Raw genomic sequence first — 16680 nt, forward strand, 5'->3', positions numbered from 1 at the left:
TACAGTTTACTTAGGTAATAAAACATTTGTCATTTTGCACATAGAAATCAATTTTCCTCTTTCATCTGTAACAGCAACTTGCCATAAATGCATTGTGTTTCCTCTGTGAATTAAGGTCGCTTTAGCAGTAATTATTCCATCTTTTTTACTTCTGATGTGATTGGCCGAAATTTCTATACCTTTTACAATATATTTACTGTTATCTACAAACAAATAAGAGGCTGCACTCCCTACACTTTCAGCCAAAGCCGCTGTAGCACCTCCGTGTAAAATTCCTAAAGGTTGATGCACTCTTGAGTTCACTGGCATAGTTCCTACAAGGTAATCTTCACCTGCCTCTGTATACTCAATACCTAATGTTTCCATTAATGTATTTTTACTAATTTGATTTAATTTTGCAACTGCATTTTCTAAATCCATTGTTTGATTTTTAATTGATGTAAAATTAAGTATTTATTGACTTTTATAACTATTTTTGTGGCATTAAAGTACCTATTTGATGATATACAAAATAAGAGTCATTTTAGACACCAAAGAAGATGTAATTAGAACTTTATTAGTCGATTCTAAAATTACATTAGAAGAATTTCATAAAATTATAGCTCAAGTATTTGGGTTTAACGGACAAGAAATGGCTTCTTTCTTTAGAGCAGATGATGAGTGGAACCAAGGAGAAGAAATTCCATTATTCTCTATGGATGATGCTCCAGATGCTTTGTGCATGTCTACCACAACCTTAGAACAAAACATAGAAGATCCTGAAGAAAAACTTATTTATGTATATGATTACTTAAATATGTGGACCTTTTATTGCGAGTTGATTGAAGTGACCAAAACAGCAGAATCTGAATTGCCTAAACTAATTTTGTCTATTGGAGAAACTCCAGACAAAGCTCCAGAAAAAGAATTTGTAGCAGACAAGTCTAAAGATAGTTTTGATTTTGATGACGATGATTTTGACAACGATTATGACGAGTTTAGTGATTTTGAAAATTTAGACGATATTGATTTAGACAAATATTAATCTAAAATCATATGGGTATAAGGAACTATTGTTTTGTAATTTTTAGCCGTAAAATATTCCTGAACATAAGATTCTTCACCTGTTACTAGAACAAAATCTCCTCCCCAAGCACCTAAGCTTTTAACAGCTCCTTTAAAATCAGTAAACAAACGTTCTTTTACAGGTTTTATATTTAAAATTTGTGAAAGAACCGTTTCGTGATTACAAATAATAGTCTCAAAATCTTGTAACGTTTTTGCTTCCATCATTTTTTGGGTTAGCTGATTTACTTTTTCTATACAATCAGACTTATCAAGAGACAACGATTTATACATTTGAATCCCCTCCTTACTATCTTGCTTTTGATTTAAGTACACAAAAAACAACTTACTTTCAAAACTCGGATTAAAATTAACTTGTGTAATTACAGGATGAATTCCATTTCGCTGATAAGTAATAGCTGTATTGTATTTGGCACAAGCAATATCATAACCACTTCCTCCAAAAGATTTTTCTAACAACTCAAACGCATTTACTTGCCCCCAAGTTGCTATGCTATTAATTAAGGTTGATGAAGTACCCAAGCCCCATTGGTTTGGAAATGTTAAATGCGTACTAACATTGACTCCCGTAGAATTTAAAAGAAAATTTGAATTTAAATTTCTAGTGGTTTTTAAAATTGTTTGTAAAGTAGTGGCTATTTTATTTGCATCAACCTCATCGGAATTACAAAATTTAATTGCAAATGTTGCCATGTCAAAAGAAGCTGTAAACCAACACTTTTTATGTACATTAAAACTTTTCCAGTTTAAAAGTTGTTCATCAGTTGGTAAAACCTGTAAATCTTGTCCATATTTGGTTGGCAATGCCAAAGCCAATGCACCATCTAAAACCAAATACTCTGCAGAAATCAACAATTTACCATTGCTATAATAGTTTTCCATTAAGCTCTTATTTTATTTAGTGTTTCTTCTACACCACTATAACTAACTAATTTTCCTTTTAATTTTTGAGTTACTTTTTCTTTTTCTTGCTCAGTTGCCTCTAGTTGATTTAAAATATTTACCAGGTGCATTTTCATGTGTCCTTCTTGAATTCCCGTGGTTGTTAACGCTCTTAAAGCGGCATAATTTTGTGCCAAACCAGCCACTGCAATAATTTGCATTAATTCTTTAGCACTAGGATTTCCTAGCATTTCTAAAGATAACTTAGATAAAGGATGCGTACTTGTTAAACCTCCAACTGTACCCAATGCCAAAGGAATTTCTATAGAAAAAGTAAAAATTCCATTTTGAACCTTACAAGATGTTAAACTTTTATACCTACCCGATTTTGAAGCATATGCATGAACTCCTGCCTCAATAGCTCTAAAATCATTTCCAGTAGCAATAACCACAGCATCTACCCCATTCATTACTCCTTTATTATGCGTTACCGCTCTATAAGGCTCTACGTTTGCAATAGCCACCGCTTGTTCCATTTTTTTTGCAAATAAAGCACCATCTGTAGTGTGTAATTTTTCAACTTCACAACTCACCTCTGCACGCACAACACAATTTGGAACATAATTAGACAAAATACTCATTACTATTTCAACTCCATCTTTCTTAAACTCTTGTGCCATTGCCTCTAGACAAGAATTTATAAAATTGGCTCCCATAGAGTCTTTAGTTTCAAAAGTTACATGCAATTGATAGTAATTTTCTAACTCTAAAGTTTTATCTCGCAATTCAATATCTAGAATTCCACCACCGCGTTTGCGCATATTCTTAGTAATGCTTTCAGTTGCTTTGTATAAAGCTTCTTTTTTAACAATAAAATAATCTTCTAAATCTTTTTTATCTCCTGTAAACATAAAATGGACTTGTCCAACTTTTACCATATCTATAACAGTAGCTTTAAATCCACCTTTATCCGACCAAAATTTTGCGACTAAAGAAGCAGCTGCAACCACAGAACTTTCTTCTATAGCCATAGGAATGGTGTAATTCTTTCCATTAATCACAAAATTAGGAGCAATCCCAAAGGGCATGTAATAATTAGAGATAGTGTTTTCTATAAAATCATCGTGCAATTGCTGTAATTGTTTGTCAGAATTCCAATACAAACTTAGAGTTTCAGTGGCATTTTTATTTTCTTGTAAAAAATTGGAAACCAACCAATTTATTTTTTCTTGCTTGGTAAATTTGGAAAAACCTGAGACTAACTGAGACATATGAATTGTAAAATTGTTTTAAAAAGCAAATATACATTCATAAATCTTAATATTATCATAACGATTATTATCATTTTAACATTTGTTAATCGACATATATTTCCTATTTTTGGGACTCAACTATACAAAAACAATATGAAAAACTTTACCCACCGCATAGGTATTCACAGTCTTTTAGTTACCGGACTGTGTTTAAACCTAATAGGATGTTCGGAAACTTTCGATACTTCCTTCTATGAAAAAGAAATTAATGACCCTAGCATTGCTGTAGGATTAAAAATTGGTTACTCAGAATACTCTGCCAAAGAACTATTTGAAGAAATTGGTGACGACATTGAAGTAGGTACTATTGACGATAACGGAAAATCTTTAGTTAGTTTTTCTTACTCTGAAACACTTAGTGCTGCCGGAAACGAAAGTTTTGTAAGTGTTGATGACCAAACATTTGCTGGAGACTTTCAATTCTTTGATAATGATGACTTTTCTGGTGGAGCAACAGAATATACCTACGGATCTAATGATACAGCGGATGATAAACTAGATGCTGTCAGCAAAAAAAAGTTTAGAAAAATTCAAGAATTCACAAAAGAAGGAGGAGCTTCTCTAGACTTTGATTTAACAAAGGCTAATTTTTCAGAAGGTACTTTTACAATTACGCTAAGCTCTAACAATCAATCTGAGGTTGAAGTGTTTTTTACAATTCCATCTATAAAAAGAAAAAACCCTGCTGATCCAGCTCATTTATATACAAACCCAAATTTCCCTAACAGTTATTACCAAAAATTCACACTTCCAAGAGACCAGACTGCTAGTGATCAAAATCGAAAAAACACCTCAATTACAGTAAATTTAAATGAATATGACTTTAATTTTACTTATGACGAATTATCTCCAAATGTTACCAAAAATGGTTTCAATAATATAGCTGTAGAATTAGATGCAACTATAGCTTATACTATCGACGATGAAATTAAAATTACAGATGACTTAACCTATACCATTACACTTGCAAACCCTAAAGTAAACAGTGCCGAAGGAGACTTTAAACAATCTGATTTTAATGTAGAGAATAAAACATTTGATTTAAACTTTTTTGAAGAACTAGGAGAAGGTTCTATAGACTTTGAAAATCCTAAATTTACAATTACAGCTACAAATGAATATGGATTTCCTGTTGGATTAACTTTAGATGATATAACTACAGATGCTACTGCTAACAATAAATTAGCTATCTCTCAAACTTCTGCAAACATTGTAGACAATACAGATACTCCTGGAAACACTACCGATCATTATGCTGTTATAAACGCAGGGGCTTCTGGTGCTGGTGTTTCTACAAGTATTACTTTTAGTAACGAAAACTCAAACCTAGGAAACTTACTTAAAGAAAAACCAACTAAGTTTAACATCAATGTAAATGCATTTTCTAACCCTAACTCTCCTTCAGGAAACAATAATACATTTGGAATAAATGATGCCTTAACGGTTTCTTTAGATGTAGAATTGCCTTTATATGTTAGTTTTGATGGTTTGGCATTTACTCCAGACCCTTTTGAGTTTGACTTTGATGATATTGACGACTTAGAAGATAGCGTTAACTCTTTATCTTTAAACCTTTACACAAAAAACTCTATTCCTTTAAAAGGTTCTATAAAACTAGAATTTATGGAAAATAAAGGAACTGAAGCTAATCCAAATTATGTATTGGTACAATATACAGATGCTAATAATAACACTGTAGACTTTGTAAAGCCTGCATCATTAATGGAAGCAGCTCCTATTGGACCTAATGGTTTTTCTAAATATGTTATAGATGCTAACGGAGATTTAAAAGAAGGAACAACAACTATAGATGCTACTACTACCACTGTACAATTTAACAGCGAAGAAATTAGTGCTTTAACAAACGTAACTCACATTCAAGCAATTATTGAATTTGATACAACAAACAAAGGAGCTGCTAAAATTCAAAGCACAGACAAGGTAAGATTAGATTTATCTCTTATAGGAGATTTTACAGTTTCTGAAGACGAAGATGACGATAACAACTAAAAACAAGACAATGAAAAATTCAATAAAATTAATAGCAGCAACTGCTTTCACTGTCTTGTTAACAAACAGTGCCAAAGCACAAAGTCAAATTTCATTTTTCCATTTAGGAGATTATGTACAACAATCTACAGATGTATCTCCCGTATACATTCCAAAAAACTCTTTTTCTTTTGGTTTGCCTGGGGTTTCTTTATCATTTAGTAATGGTTTTTCTAGTTCTGATTTACTTACTGTAGAAGCAGGAACAGAAAACACAACAGATCAATTTGGTAACGATACAGAAAGATTAGATTACAACTTTCAAAACATATACGATCTAACTGATGGTGATTACAATGACCTATCACTAATACAAAGTGTTAATATTTTAAACCTTGCTTTTAAACGTAAACACGGATCGTTATCTTTCTTTGTCAATCAAAAAAGTAATGTAAATTGGCAAATGAGTAAAAACGGATTGTTAAATTTATTTAATGATGGTTTAGCCAAAACAGGAAACAGTATTATTATTGATGACAATGTAGACGTAACTTCTTATGTTGAAGGAGGAGTTGGTTTTACACAACAATTCTTGAAAGACAAATTAGCTGTTGGTGTTAGAGTTAAATATTTAATAGGTATTTCTAACGGTTCTACCGAAGAAGATGGAACGGCACAAATAGACATAAACAACGATATGTCTTGGACCGTTAACACAAACAATGCTTTCGCAAGAAGTGCTGGTTTAACAGGAGATGAAGACGAAGAATTTAGTACAGCTAACTCAGGAATTGGTTTTGATATAGGTGCGAGCTATGAGATCATTCCTAACTTAGTCATTGAAGCTGCTGTTAACGACATAGGTTCTATTACTTGGAAAGAAAATGTAAAAGAATACTATTTAGAAGACGTTACAGACTTAAAGCACGATGGTACAGATTTAAGGTCTGATAATGATGTACTTGAGGAATTAGAAGCCTTGGTAGAAACTGGTAAACTAGATGCTAGTGAAAGAGAAGGTTCTTCTTACAAAACTTCTTTAATGACCACCTCTTATTTATCTGCTAGTTACAAATTAGCGAATGTTCACCAATTTAGAGCTACTATGTACAACAACCATAAATTAGAGGATAGTGAAGCTATTCTTGCTTTAGGGTACAACCTTGCTTTAGACAGAACTACTTATGGTGTAGCAGGTATTAAAAATGATCAAGGAGATATTGATTTAGGAGTAAACTTAGCTACAAAAATAGGTCCTTTGCAAATTTATTTAGCATCAGACAACCTAAACAAATTATTAGGACCTGTAGAAGATATAAGACAAGCCAACATTAGATTTGGTTTGAACTTTGTATTTGGTTACAATAAATGGTTGTAAAAAATAATCAATTTATATATTTAAAAAAGCTGTCTTTAATTAGACAGCTTTTTTGCTTTTGATACCTAATAAATTCTAGGTAAAAAGTGTATTTTTAGCTTTCTAAATAATTTAATGTATGGAATTTATATACGGCGGTAGCAAAACCAACCAAAAAACTGTATTAGGACACCCCTCGGGATTGTTTGTATTGTTCTTTACAGAAATGTGGGAACGATTTTCTTTTTATGGAATGAGGGTTTTGTTGGTTAATTTTTTAACCATGGCCATTACAGGTGTAAACAATCCTGGTTGGGGATGGAGTGCCGAGCAAGCGGGAGCCTTATTTGGTACCTATGCAGGTTTATTATACATCACTCCTATTTTGGGCGGAATTATTGCCGATAAAATTACAGGTTACAAATGGGCGGTTGTTATTGGTGCTGGTATTATGACTTTAGGCCATGCTGCCATGGCTCTAGAAACAGAAGCTACCTTATACATTGGTTTAACATTATTAGTTCTAGGAACTGGTTTTTTTAAACCTAACATGACTTCTATTATTTCTGAAATGTACACTCGTGTTCCCGAGAAAAAAGATGGTGCCTTTACCATTTATTATATGGGAGTAAATGCAGGTGCTTTTTTTGGAATGATGCTATGTGGTTATTTAGCAGAAACACAAGGTTGGGCTTATGGTTTTGGTTTGGCCGGAATTTTTATGCTCTTTGGTACTTTGCAATTTTGGTTGGCATCTCCTCTTTTTGGAAAAATTGGAGAAGTTCCTTTAAAAGTTGAAAAAAACACCATCCATCCCGAAAAGACAAATCATTTTACCAATATTGATAAAATTTTAATTGTCATTAGTTCTGTTATTGGATTGCTTTATTTATTAAATGACCCTAGTTCCAAAATAGCAAATGTCAATTTACTACCTCAAGTATTTCTAGGAATTTCTGATCATATTTCCGGAGCTACAGAACTCATTATAATTGCCTTGTTTGCCTTTTTATTTTTGGTAATTAGTAGAATTGTTAGGTGTCAAAAAATAGTTAGAGACCGAATGATTGCTTTAATTGTTTTTGCTTTATTTACTGTTTTCTTTTGGATGTCTTTTGAACAAGGAGCTACCTCACTTATTATTTTTGCTAGAGATTATACACAAAGAGAATTAACAGGTAATTACGCTGTGCTTTTTAACATTGTTAATACCTTATTAACTGTAATACCATTACTTATTATTTCTTGGGTTTTATGGTTGCTATACAAACAAACTCACAAAACCATTAAAATATCTAACTGGATTTTAATCATTAGTTTTTTGGTTATTTGGGGAATTGTTGGAGGTATGTTGTATCAAGAATTTTCTTCGGATCTTACTGTGGTTACTGTAGCTTGGTTTAGTACCTTAAACTCCTTTTTTATTATTGCTTTTGCATCCTTTTTTTCTAAGTGGTGGGAAAGTAAATACAACCCAACCTCTGCTCAAAAATATGGTTTAGGATTAATTTTATTAGGAATTGGTTTTGCCTTTTTATCTTACGGTGCTAACACAATTCCATCAGATGCTGTTGCAGGTTCTATTAAAGTAAGCATGATTTGGTTAATTATGGCATACCTATTCCATACATTAGGAGAACTTTGTCTATCTCCTTTAGGATTGTCACAAGTAAGCAAATTAGTGCCTGCAAAAATGATTGGTTTTATGTACGGAATGTGGTATTTAGCCATTGCTATAGGAAATAAATTAGCAGGTACTTTAGGAGGACAAATAGAAACTATTACCAAGGCATACGATTTATCTACATTCTTTTTAATTTTTACCGCTGTACCAATAATTGCAGGTATTATTATAGCTTTGCTAAACAAAACTTTGGTACGAAAAATGCATGGTATTACATAACATATTGTAAGTTTTTCAAACAAATACAGACTTAATTTCTAAATTTTTAATCTATACCTAAAATGAAAAATATATTCTTAACCCTTTTCTTAATTCCAACTCTATTACTTGCAAACCCAGAACCCAAAGAAATTAATTGGATTACTTTTGAAGAGGCCATTGCTAAAAACAAAACCAATCCTAAACCTATTATAGTAGATGTATACACAGATTGGTGTCATTGGTGTAAAGTAATGGATAAAGAAACCTATACAAACAATGTAATTATAGATTATATTAATACAAACTATTATGCTGTTAAGTTTGATGCTGAACAAAAAGAACCTTTAACCTTTAACGGACAAACTTTTAATTATATTACAAGAGGAAGAAGAGGACATCATGAGTTTGCTGAAGTAATTTTAAAAGGACAACTTAGCTACCCTTCAACCGTATTTTTTAACAAAGAAGAAAAAGTTGTTTATGTTGCACCCGGTTATTTAAAAAAACCTATTATGGAAAAACTAATCAACTTTATGCATCAAGAAACTTATTTAACGAAGGATTGGGAAGCTTTTGAAAAAGATTTTAAAAGCAAGCTTTAGTTTACCATATAAAATCCTTCTAAACGCACATCATAACAAAGCACTTGTAATTTTTTACAAGTGCTTTTCCATTTTAAAATATTAGACAAATAATTATTAGCTCCAACTATCACAATTTTAGGTTGCAGTTTTTTAAGTACTCGTTCTATATTTACCTTAGGATTGTTAGCTATTATTAAAATAACTCCTTTGATATTTAATTCAGAATAAGCAACATTACTATCTACAAACAAGTAAGTGTCTCCTTTGAACTTAATTACTTTAGCTTTTGTTTGGTATACATTTTTAATTCTATTTTTAATTCTGTTCTGATGAACTTGACTATGAATCAGAGAATCTGTAAACACCCACAATTGCTTTTGTTTTTTTACACTAACAATTGTGTTTATTGGATTGTTGTATACAATTAATTCCTCTTTTTGATGGGTATTGTATGTAAAACATACATCTATTATTTGCAAACAAAGAACTCCTATTAAAAAAAACAAACTTGTTTTTATTGTTTTCTTCTGAAAACACCACCAAATCAGGAATAACAAAATATAATATCCGTAAACATGAATACTTGAAATACTTATGTTTTTTAAAATCAAGTGCTCTAAAGAAGAAAAATAATCAATAACATAAATATATAGTGCTATAAACTCATCAAAATAAAATTCTATCCATGTAAAGTTTTTTATGACTAAAACTTTCATCAACACTAAAAAACCACCATACAACACTACAGGTAATAAAGAAACAGCTACAAAATTAGCCATTAAAAACTGTAAGGGTAATTGATGAAAATAATACAAAGTAATAGGTAGCACCCCTAATTGAGCAACTACAGATACAATAATTACATCTACAAAATATTTGATAATCTTATTGTTTAATTTTATTTTTTTAGTTAATAACGGATAAAAAACCACAATGCTAATAACTGCTGTATAACTCAATTGAAAGCCAACATCAGATAAATAATTGGGGTTTAAAATTAAAAGAACCAGCATTGAACTTATAATGGGCTCTAACAACAGTCCTTTTTTTCTGATTAACTTGGCCATAATAATAAAGCTAAACATGGTTACAGATCTTACAACAGAACTAGACAATCCTGAAAAAACAGCAAAACCCCACAAACAAATTACAACGGTAAAAACATGTATAAAGTTTCCGTATTTAATTGTATTTAAAAACTTAAAGGTATAGAACAGTAATATGTACAATACACCAACATGCATTCCTGAAATTGCTATTAAGTGAACAACTCCAGCATTGGCAAAAGAAACTTGTAATTCTTTAGACAATTGTTCTTTATCTCCTAAAAGCATTGCCATTAACAAACTCTTTGTTTTAGTAGACAAAACTGATGCTTGTAATTTATTTACAATTGTAGTTCTGTAATTTTGTATGGAGTAGAGTAAATTTGTACTTACACCTATTTTAATATAGTTCTTAAGTTTAATTTTTCCATATACTTTTTTGAAAGACAAGTATTTTTTATAATTAAAATCATAGGGAGAGCTAGGCTTTTTTATACGTTCAATTTGGGTTTTACACAAAAACTTATCGCCAACGTTTAACTTGTTTTCTTGGACACAATCTTTATAAACTTCTACCAATAACAAACCTGTTAGTACTTCTTTATTTGCTGCATTTACCGCTGCATAGTATCTAAAAAATTTCTTTGAAGATTTTAAGCGTTTTACAACTGTAACTTCTAACGTGTAAACGTTGCTTGGTTCTGTTTTATGTACGTAATGATTTTCTTTATGTAACGGATTGTTTATTGCAATAGAAAGCCAACCTACAACAATTCCTCCTAAAATAGTTACCCCTAAAATGCAGTAATTTTTAACCACAATATTCCTTACTCTTGTTAAAAATACAAGCAAGAGCAAAAACACAATTGTTAATAATAAAGTGCGATTATTATGAGGAAATAAAATCCCCAATAGCACACCTATTAGCACCTGAAAAGGCACATAGGACAATAATAATTTCATAGCTACTTAAAGCTATAAAAAATTATGCATTTAAAATACTGTCTGCTAGTTTTTTAGAAGCCCCTACGTTTCCTAACTTTTCTGCTAGTTCTTCGTAGTCAGATAACATCATTTCTCTTCCTTCACCAGAAAGAATATTGCTTAACTCTGTAATTAAAGTTTCTTTGTTAAAACTATGCTGTAACAATTCTGTTACAACCTCTCTTTGCATTACCAAATTAACCAAAGAAAAGAATTCTATTTTAACCAATAAATTCCCTATAAAATAGGTCAATCCGCTAGTTTTATAACAGACTACTTGAGGCACTTTGAATAAGGCAGTTTCTAAAGTTGCGGTTCCAGAAGTAACCAATGCTGCTGTAGAAACAGACAACAAATCATACGTTTTATTAGCAATAAACTTAACATCGGTTTTAGCCATAAAAGGCATATAAAATTCTTTTTCTTTACTTGGTGCACCTGCAATTACAAATTGATAGTCTTTAAACACATCGACAACAGTTAACATTACACTTAAAATTTTAGTAATTTCTTGTGTTCTACTACCTGGCAACAAAGCTATTATGGGTTTGGTTCCTAAATTATGCTCCTCTCTAAACTCAGTTTCATTAATAGGCTCTCTTTGTGCAATTTCATCTAACAAAGGGTTTCCCACATAATTTACGTTGTAATTGTGTTTGTTCTTAAAATAATCTACCTCAAAAGGAAAAATCACATGCATGTGATCTACATTCTTTTTAATTTTATGAATTCTGTTTTCTTTCCATGCCCATATTTTAGGCGAAATATAATAATGAACTTTTATTCCGTTCTTTTTAGCAAACTCTGCTATTCTTAAATTAAATCCAGGGTAATCAATTAAAATCAATACATCGGGCTGAAAGTTTAAGACATCTTTTTTACAAAAATCAATATTTTTAAATATACTTCTTATGTTTTTTAACACCTCTAATAGGCCCATAAAAGCAAGTTCTTTGTAATGTTTTACCAAAGTACCTCCTACTTGTTGCATTAAATCTCCTCCAAAAAAACGAAACTCAGCATTTGCATCTTTTTCTTGTAGAGCTTTCATTAAATTTGCTCCGTGTAAATCTCCAGAGGCCTCACCGGCAATGATGTAATATTTCATTTAAATTGTATTGTAAATTATAAAAAAGAGAGCTATTAAAACTACAGCCATTAACACACCTCTAGCTTCGTAAAGTTTGTTTTTTTTAATAAAATATTGAAAAACCAATAAATTAGGCAAAGCCCCTAAAGTAATTACCTTAAACAGTAAGTTCTCTTTAATTAATACTGATAGCATATTAGAAACAGACGTTTTGGGCAAAGCTATTACAACATATAAAAAGGTTCCTAACAAACAAACCAATACACCTACAGCAACTCCTAGCAAAACATCTTTCTGAATACTATTCATTTAAGCTCCATGTATTTAATTTTTGAATCATATGATGGGCGGTTAAATCAAACTGTATAGGTACTAGCGATATGTAATTTTGAGCCAACCAATACTCATCTGTATCTTCTCCTGCATCTAAATTTTCAAACTGACCTGTTAACCAAAAATATTCTTTTCCTATGGGGTTTATTCTTTTGTCAAACTTTTCTCTCCAATTCGCTCTTGCTTGTCTACAAACTTTTATTCCTTTGTACGGATTTACAGATATTTTAGGAAAATTTACATTTAACACCACTCCATCTGGCAACCCATTTTCTAAAACTTCTTTGGCTATTTTGCGTACATAATATTTTGCTTGACTAAAATCGGCATCTTTAGAATAATCACACAAAGAAAAACCAATAGACGGAATTCCTTCTATTCCTGCCTCAATAGCAGCACTCATAGTTCCCGAATAAATAACACTAATAGAGGAATTACTTCCATGATTAATTCCCGATACGCATAAATCTGGTTTTGTATCTAAGACTTCATTAATAGCTAATTTTACACAATCGGCCGGAGTTCCTGTACAAGAAACTTCTTGAATGGCATCTCCCTCAACTTTTTGAGGCTTTAATTCTAAAATGGCATCAATGGTAATGGCATGACCTTTACCACTTTGAGGTTTGTCTGGAGCAACCACATAAACATCTCCAAGCTTACACATTTCTTTAATTAACGTTCTAATTCCTTTGGCAGTAATACCATCATCATTGGTTACTAATATTTTTGGCTTACTTTTTGTCATATCTAAAAATGTTGATAAACAAATTTAGCATATTATATTTAGCTTTGATAAGGATTTACACTGTTTAACGATTATTTAAATGATTTGATTGAATTATTTAAATTCCTATAAAAAAAAACTAATTTAGTAGCTCTTATTACAGAATACACCAAATTTAAATGAAAAAATACATTAAGCACTTATACATTCTTACCTTAATTATTGGGGTATCAGTATTTTACAGTTTTAAAGACCATCAATCAGAAAAAAATCCTGAAAAAGATCAGGTACTTATGGAAGCCTTGCGTTTTATTTTAGAAAAAGGGCACTATGAACCTAAACAAATTGATGACACTTTTTCTGAAGGAATTTTTAACAATTTTATAGAAAATTTAGATCCTTATAAAAGATATTTTTTAGCAAGTGATATTGCTCAATTCAAAAAATATTATCACGATATAGACAATCAAATTATTCGAAGAAAATTTACTTTTTACAACGAAGTTACCGAAACCTTTACTATTAGATTAAAGGAAACAGAAAGCATGTATGAAGAAATTTTAAAAAACAAGTTTGATTACACCCTTAAAGAAAGTATTAACCTTGATCCTAAAACGTCTGAATATCCAGTTAACAAAGATGATCAATTTAATATTTGGAGAAAACATTTAAAATTTTCAACCATCAACAAATTAAGTGATTACTTAAAAGAAGAGGAAAACAAAGCCAAAGAAGACAAAAACTATACACAACAAAGTTTTAATGCTTTAGAAAAAAAGGCCAGAGAAAAAACACTAGACAATATTAAAGATTTGTTTTACTACGAACATCAAACACTAGATAGTGAACGCTTTGCTGTGTTTTTAAATTGCATTACTGCACAATTTGATCCGCACACAAGTTACTTTGCTCCAGACATGAAAAAGAGATTTGACTCTAGCATGGCTGGTTCTATAGAAGGAATTGGAGCTCGTTTGTCTGACGAAAGAGGATACACAAAAATAGTAGAATTAATTCCTGGAGGTCCTGCCTACAAACAAGGAGATTTAGAAGTAGGTGATTATATTGTAAAAGTTGCACAAGGAGAAAAAGGAGAGCCTACAGATATTGTAGGAATGCGTTTATCTGATGCTATTGAACTAATTAAAGGTAAAAAAGGAACTACTGTTGTATTAACCGTAAAAAAGGTAGACAATACGTATAAAAAAATAGCCATTGTTAGAGATATTGTAGAGTTTGAAGACACTTTTGTAAAATCATCTATTGCTATTAAAAATGGTAAAAAGTACGGAATTATTCACTTACCAAAATTCTATATAGATTTTAGCAAGCAAGAGCAACGCAACTCTGCTATAGACATGCGCAAAGAAATTGAAGAGTTAAAAAAAGATGGTATAGAAGGTTTGGCTATTGATTTAAGAAACAACGGAGGTGGTTCTTTAAGCACCGCTATTGATATTGCTGGATTGTTTATAGAAAAAGGGCCTGTTGTACAAGTAAAATACAAAAACAACAAACCAGACATTAGAAATGATGAGGATAGCAAAATTATATGGAACGGTCCTTTGGTTATTATGGTAAACGAGTTATCTGCCTCTGCATCAGAAATATTAGCTGCAGCAATGCAAGATTATAAAAGAGCTATTATTATTGGTAGCAAGCAAACGTACGGAAAAGGAACTGTACAAAATGTAATTCCAATCAATCAATACTTAAATTACGGTGATGATTTAGGAGCTTTAAAATTAACCATTCAAAAGTTTTACCGAATTAATGGAGGTTCTACACAGTTAAAAGGTGTAAGTTCTGATATTGTTATGCCAGATAGATATAGCTATTTAGACATTGCAGAAAGCAAACTAGAAGCTCCTTTAAACTGGGATCAAATAGCCAAGGCCAATTACAAATCCACCAATTTTTACAGCAATTTCACCCAAGTTGTGTCAAAAATCCAACAAAGTATTGGCAGTAATAAACAGTTTAATAAAATTGACGAATATGCCAAATGGTTAAAAAGAAATCAAGAAAATTTATCTTATTCTTTAAACTTAAAAACATTTCAATCAGATCAGGAACAATTAAATTTAGAAGCAGAAAAATATAAAGATATTTTAAAATACGATTCGCCATACAAATTTACATTTCCTGGCTATGAAAATACATTAATACAAACCGACAGTATTTTAAAAGACAAACGTACTGCTTGGCACAAAAATTTACATGATGATATTTATGTAAATGAAGCTTTAGAAACTCTTAGCTTATTAAAAGTTGCTCAATAAGCACTAGCCTATGAAGTTTCTTAAAAACATTTTTAATTCTAAACATATACTAGCCAACCTTTGTGTTGGCTTTATATGTTTTGGTAGTTTGGTAGCATTGTTTGCTTACTTTATAGCACCAGACAACACCTCTAATGCCAACACCATGCATGTAACCATTCAGGCAAAACCTCCTGGTTTTACAACTTATATGCTACAAGAAACATCTAACACAACAAAACAAAGCCTGTGGAATAAATTTTTAAACGGAAGTAATGCTTACATAAAAGAAACTCCTATTCAACCCAATTACAAAATTACAGCCAACCATATTCACTACAAACCTCAACTACAAAATGATTTTTTAGCCATTGCCAAAACCGATCAAGTAAAAGTAATTCAAAAAACATTTTGGTTAGGGACAGATAAATACGGAAGAGATTTATTGAGTAGATTAATTGTAGGAGCTCGTATTTCTTTTTCTATAGGAGTAGTTGCTGTAACCATTTCTTTAATTATAGGTTTACTACTTGGAGCCATTGCTGGTTATTACGGCGGATTTATAGATAGTGTAATTATGTGGCTAATAAACATTACCTGGTCTATTCCTACCATTTTATTGGTTATTGCTATTACTGTGAGCTTAGGAAAAGGTTTGTGGCAAATTTACGTAGCCGTTGGATTAACTATGTGGGTAGAAGTTGCCAGAGTAGTTAGAGGACAAACCAAAAGTGTAAAAAATCTTCAATACATAGAAGCTGCAAAAGTTTTGGGCTTGTCAGATTTTCGAATTATTATCAAACATATTATTCCCAACATTATAGGACCTGTTATTGTTATTTCTGCTTCTAATTTTGCGGCATCAATATTAGTAGAAAGCGGATTGAGTTTTTTGGGCTTAGGGGCTCAACCACCCACTCCATCTTGGGGAATTATTATTAAAAATCACTACAACTACATTGTAACAGGAAAAGCTTATTTAGCTGTAATTCCAGGGACTTTAATTGTATTGCTTGTTCTTTCTTTTATGATTATAGGAAATCTTTTAAGAGACAAATGGGATGTTAAAAACAACTCTTAAATCTTAAAAAACCAAAATCAACAGTTTATTAAACATACGTTGCTTTGGTTGTTCTTTTTTAAGCATAATTTAGTTGTAAAATA

Annotated in this window: 14 protein-coding genes; 7 read left to right on the forward strand and 7 right to left on the reverse strand. The window is 31.2% G+C overall.

The window, feature by feature from the left end:
- Positions 1-6 precede the first annotated feature (6 nt).
- Positions 7-420: a PaaI family thioesterase gene (locus tag ACY2IJ_RS05300; protein WP_476726113.1), complete on the reverse strand. Its 414-nt coding sequence runs from the start codon at positions 418-420 to the stop codon at positions 7-9.
- 79 nt (positions 421-499) lie between these two features.
- On the opposite strand from ACY2IJ_RS05300, the gene ACY2IJ_RS05305 reads away from it, so the two are divergent.
- The gene (locus tag ACY2IJ_RS05305; RefSeq protein WP_476726114.1) at positions 500-1024 is read left to right on the forward strand and encodes an IS1096 element passenger TnpR family protein; all 525 of its coding nucleotides are present in this window, start codon (positions 500-502) and stop codon (positions 1022-1024) included.
- Here the strand turns inward: ACY2IJ_RS05305 and ACY2IJ_RS05310 are convergent.
- Together ACY2IJ_RS05310 and ACY2IJ_RS05315 are read right to left on the reverse strand one after the other, a co-directional pair.
- On the reverse strand, positions 1021-1947 hold the full coding sequence (locus tag ACY2IJ_RS05310; protein WP_476726115.1) for a GYDIA family GHMP kinase: 927 nt from the start codon (positions 1945-1947) through the stop codon (positions 1021-1023). The two genes, ACY2IJ_RS05305 and ACY2IJ_RS05310, sit on opposite strands and share 4 nt — an antisense overlap.
- A complete protein-coding gene (locus ACY2IJ_RS05315) occupies positions 1947-3218 on the reverse strand; it encodes a hydroxymethylglutaryl-CoA reductase, degradative (protein ID WP_476726116.1) in 1272 nt (423 codons plus the stop codon). Before ACY2IJ_RS05315 ends, ACY2IJ_RS05310 begins: the two co-directional genes overlap by 1 nt.
- A 135-nt stretch (positions 3219-3353) precedes the next feature.
- On the opposite strand from ACY2IJ_RS05315, the gene ACY2IJ_RS05320 reads away from it, so the two are divergent.
- From ACY2IJ_RS05320 to ACY2IJ_RS05335, 4 genes are all read left to right on the forward strand, one after another.
- The gene (locus tag ACY2IJ_RS05320) at positions 3354-5270 is read left to right on the forward strand and encodes a hypothetical protein (protein WP_476726117.1); all 1917 of its coding nucleotides are present in this window, start codon (positions 3354-3356) and stop codon (positions 5268-5270) included.
- Positions 5271-5280: 10 nt separating this feature from the next.
- A complete protein-coding gene (locus ACY2IJ_RS05325; RefSeq protein WP_476726118.1) occupies positions 5281-6627 on the forward strand; it encodes a DUF5723 family protein in 1347 nt (448 codons plus the stop codon).
- A gap of 118 nt (positions 6628-6745) precedes the next feature.
- Positions 6746-8509, forward strand: coding sequence for a peptide MFS transporter (locus tag ACY2IJ_RS05330; RefSeq protein ID WP_476726119.1), 1764 nt, complete (start codon positions 6746-6748; stop codon positions 8507-8509).
- Positions 8510-8571: 62 nt separating this feature from the next.
- Positions 8572-9093 (forward strand): thioredoxin family protein, encoded by a 522-nt coding sequence (locus ACY2IJ_RS05335; protein WP_476726120.1) that lies wholly within the window; start codon positions 8572-8574, stop codon positions 9091-9093.
- Here the strand turns inward: ACY2IJ_RS05335 and ACY2IJ_RS05340 are convergent.
- From ACY2IJ_RS05340 to surE, 4 genes are read right to left on the reverse strand one after another with little or no spacing between them, the layout of a single operon-like run.
- Positions 9090-11084 carry a ComEC/Rec2 family competence protein gene (locus ACY2IJ_RS05340; RefSeq protein WP_476726121.1) on the reverse strand — a complete coding sequence of 665 codons (1995 nt, stop codon included), beginning with the start codon at positions 11082-11084 and terminating at the stop codon, positions 9090-9092. The two genes, ACY2IJ_RS05335 and ACY2IJ_RS05340, sit on opposite strands and share 4 nt — an antisense overlap.
- 22 nt (positions 11085-11106) lie before the next feature.
- Entirely contained in the window at positions 11107-12213 is a 1107-nt protein-coding gene (lpxB, locus tag ACY2IJ_RS05345) for a lipid-A-disaccharide synthase (protein ID WP_476726122.1), read from the reverse strand.
- Positions 12214-12504, reverse strand: a complete 291-nt coding sequence (locus ACY2IJ_RS05350; RefSeq protein ID WP_476726123.1) for a hypothetical protein — start codon at positions 12502-12504, stop codon at positions 12214-12216.
- A complete protein-coding gene (gene surE / locus ACY2IJ_RS05355; protein ID WP_476726124.1) occupies positions 12497-13276 on the reverse strand; it encodes a 5'/3'-nucleotidase SurE in 780 nt (259 codons plus the stop codon). Before surE ends, ACY2IJ_RS05350 begins: the two co-directional genes overlap by 8 nt.
- A 158-nt stretch (positions 13277-13434) precedes the next feature.
- On the opposite strand from surE, the gene ACY2IJ_RS05360 reads away from it, so the two are divergent.
- Positions 13435-15537: a carboxy terminal-processing peptidase gene (locus ACY2IJ_RS05360; RefSeq protein ID WP_476726125.1), complete on the forward strand. Its 2103-nt coding sequence runs from the start codon at positions 13435-13437 to the stop codon at positions 15535-15537.
- Between the two features lie 10 nt (positions 15538-15547).
- Entirely contained in the window at positions 15548-16597 is a 1050-nt protein-coding gene (locus tag ACY2IJ_RS05365; RefSeq protein ID WP_476726126.1) for an ABC transporter permease, read from the forward strand.
- Positions 16598-16680 lie beyond the last annotated feature (83 nt).

It is taken from the genome of Wenyingzhuangia gracilariae, assembly GCF_056387575.1.

Coding starts and splice junctions, on each gene's coding strand:
- ACY2IJ_RS05300 (WP_476726113.1), bottom strand. CDS start 420: ATGGATTTAGAAAATGCAGTTGCAAAATTAAATCAAATTAGTAAAAAT.
- ACY2IJ_RS05305 (WP_476726114.1), top strand. CDS start 500: ATGATATACAAAATAAGAGTCATTTTAGACACCAAAGAAGATGTAATT.
- ACY2IJ_RS05310 (WP_476726115.1), bottom strand. CDS start 1,947: ATGGAAAACTATTATAGCAATGGTAAATTGTTGATTTCTGCAGAGTAT.
- ACY2IJ_RS05315 (WP_476726116.1), bottom strand. CDS start 3,218: ATGTCTCAGTTAGTCTCAGGTTTTTCCAAATTTACCAAGCAAGAAAAA.
- ACY2IJ_RS05320 (WP_476726117.1), top strand. CDS start 3,354: ATGAAAAACTTTACCCACCGCATAGGTATTCACAGTCTTTTAGTTACC.
- ACY2IJ_RS05325 (WP_476726118.1), top strand. CDS start 5,281: ATGAAAAATTCAATAAAATTAATAGCAGCAACTGCTTTCACTGTCTTG.
- ACY2IJ_RS05330 (WP_476726119.1), top strand. CDS start 6,746: ATGGAATTTATATACGGCGGTAGCAAAACCAACCAAAAAACTGTATTA.
- ACY2IJ_RS05335 (WP_476726120.1), top strand. CDS start 8,572: ATGAAAAATATATTCTTAACCCTTTTCTTAATTCCAACTCTATTACTT.
- ACY2IJ_RS05340 (WP_476726121.1), bottom strand. CDS start 11,084: ATGAAATTATTATTGTCCTATGTGCCTTTTCAGGTGCTAATAGGTGTG.
- lpxB (WP_476726122.1), bottom strand. CDS start 12,213: ATGAAATATTACATCATTGCCGGTGAGGCCTCTGGAGATTTACACGGA.
- ACY2IJ_RS05350 (WP_476726123.1), bottom strand. CDS start 12,504: ATGAATAGTATTCAGAAAGATGTTTTGCTAGGAGTTGCTGTAGGTGTA.
- surE (WP_476726124.1), bottom strand. CDS start 13,276: ATGACAAAAAGTAAGCCAAAAATATTAGTAACCAATGATGATGGTATT.
- ACY2IJ_RS05360 (WP_476726125.1), top strand. CDS start 13,435: ATGAAAAAATACATTAAGCACTTATACATTCTTACCTTAATTATTGGG.
- ACY2IJ_RS05365 (WP_476726126.1), top strand. CDS start 15,548: ATGAAGTTTCTTAAAAACATTTTTAATTCTAAACATATACTAGCCAAC.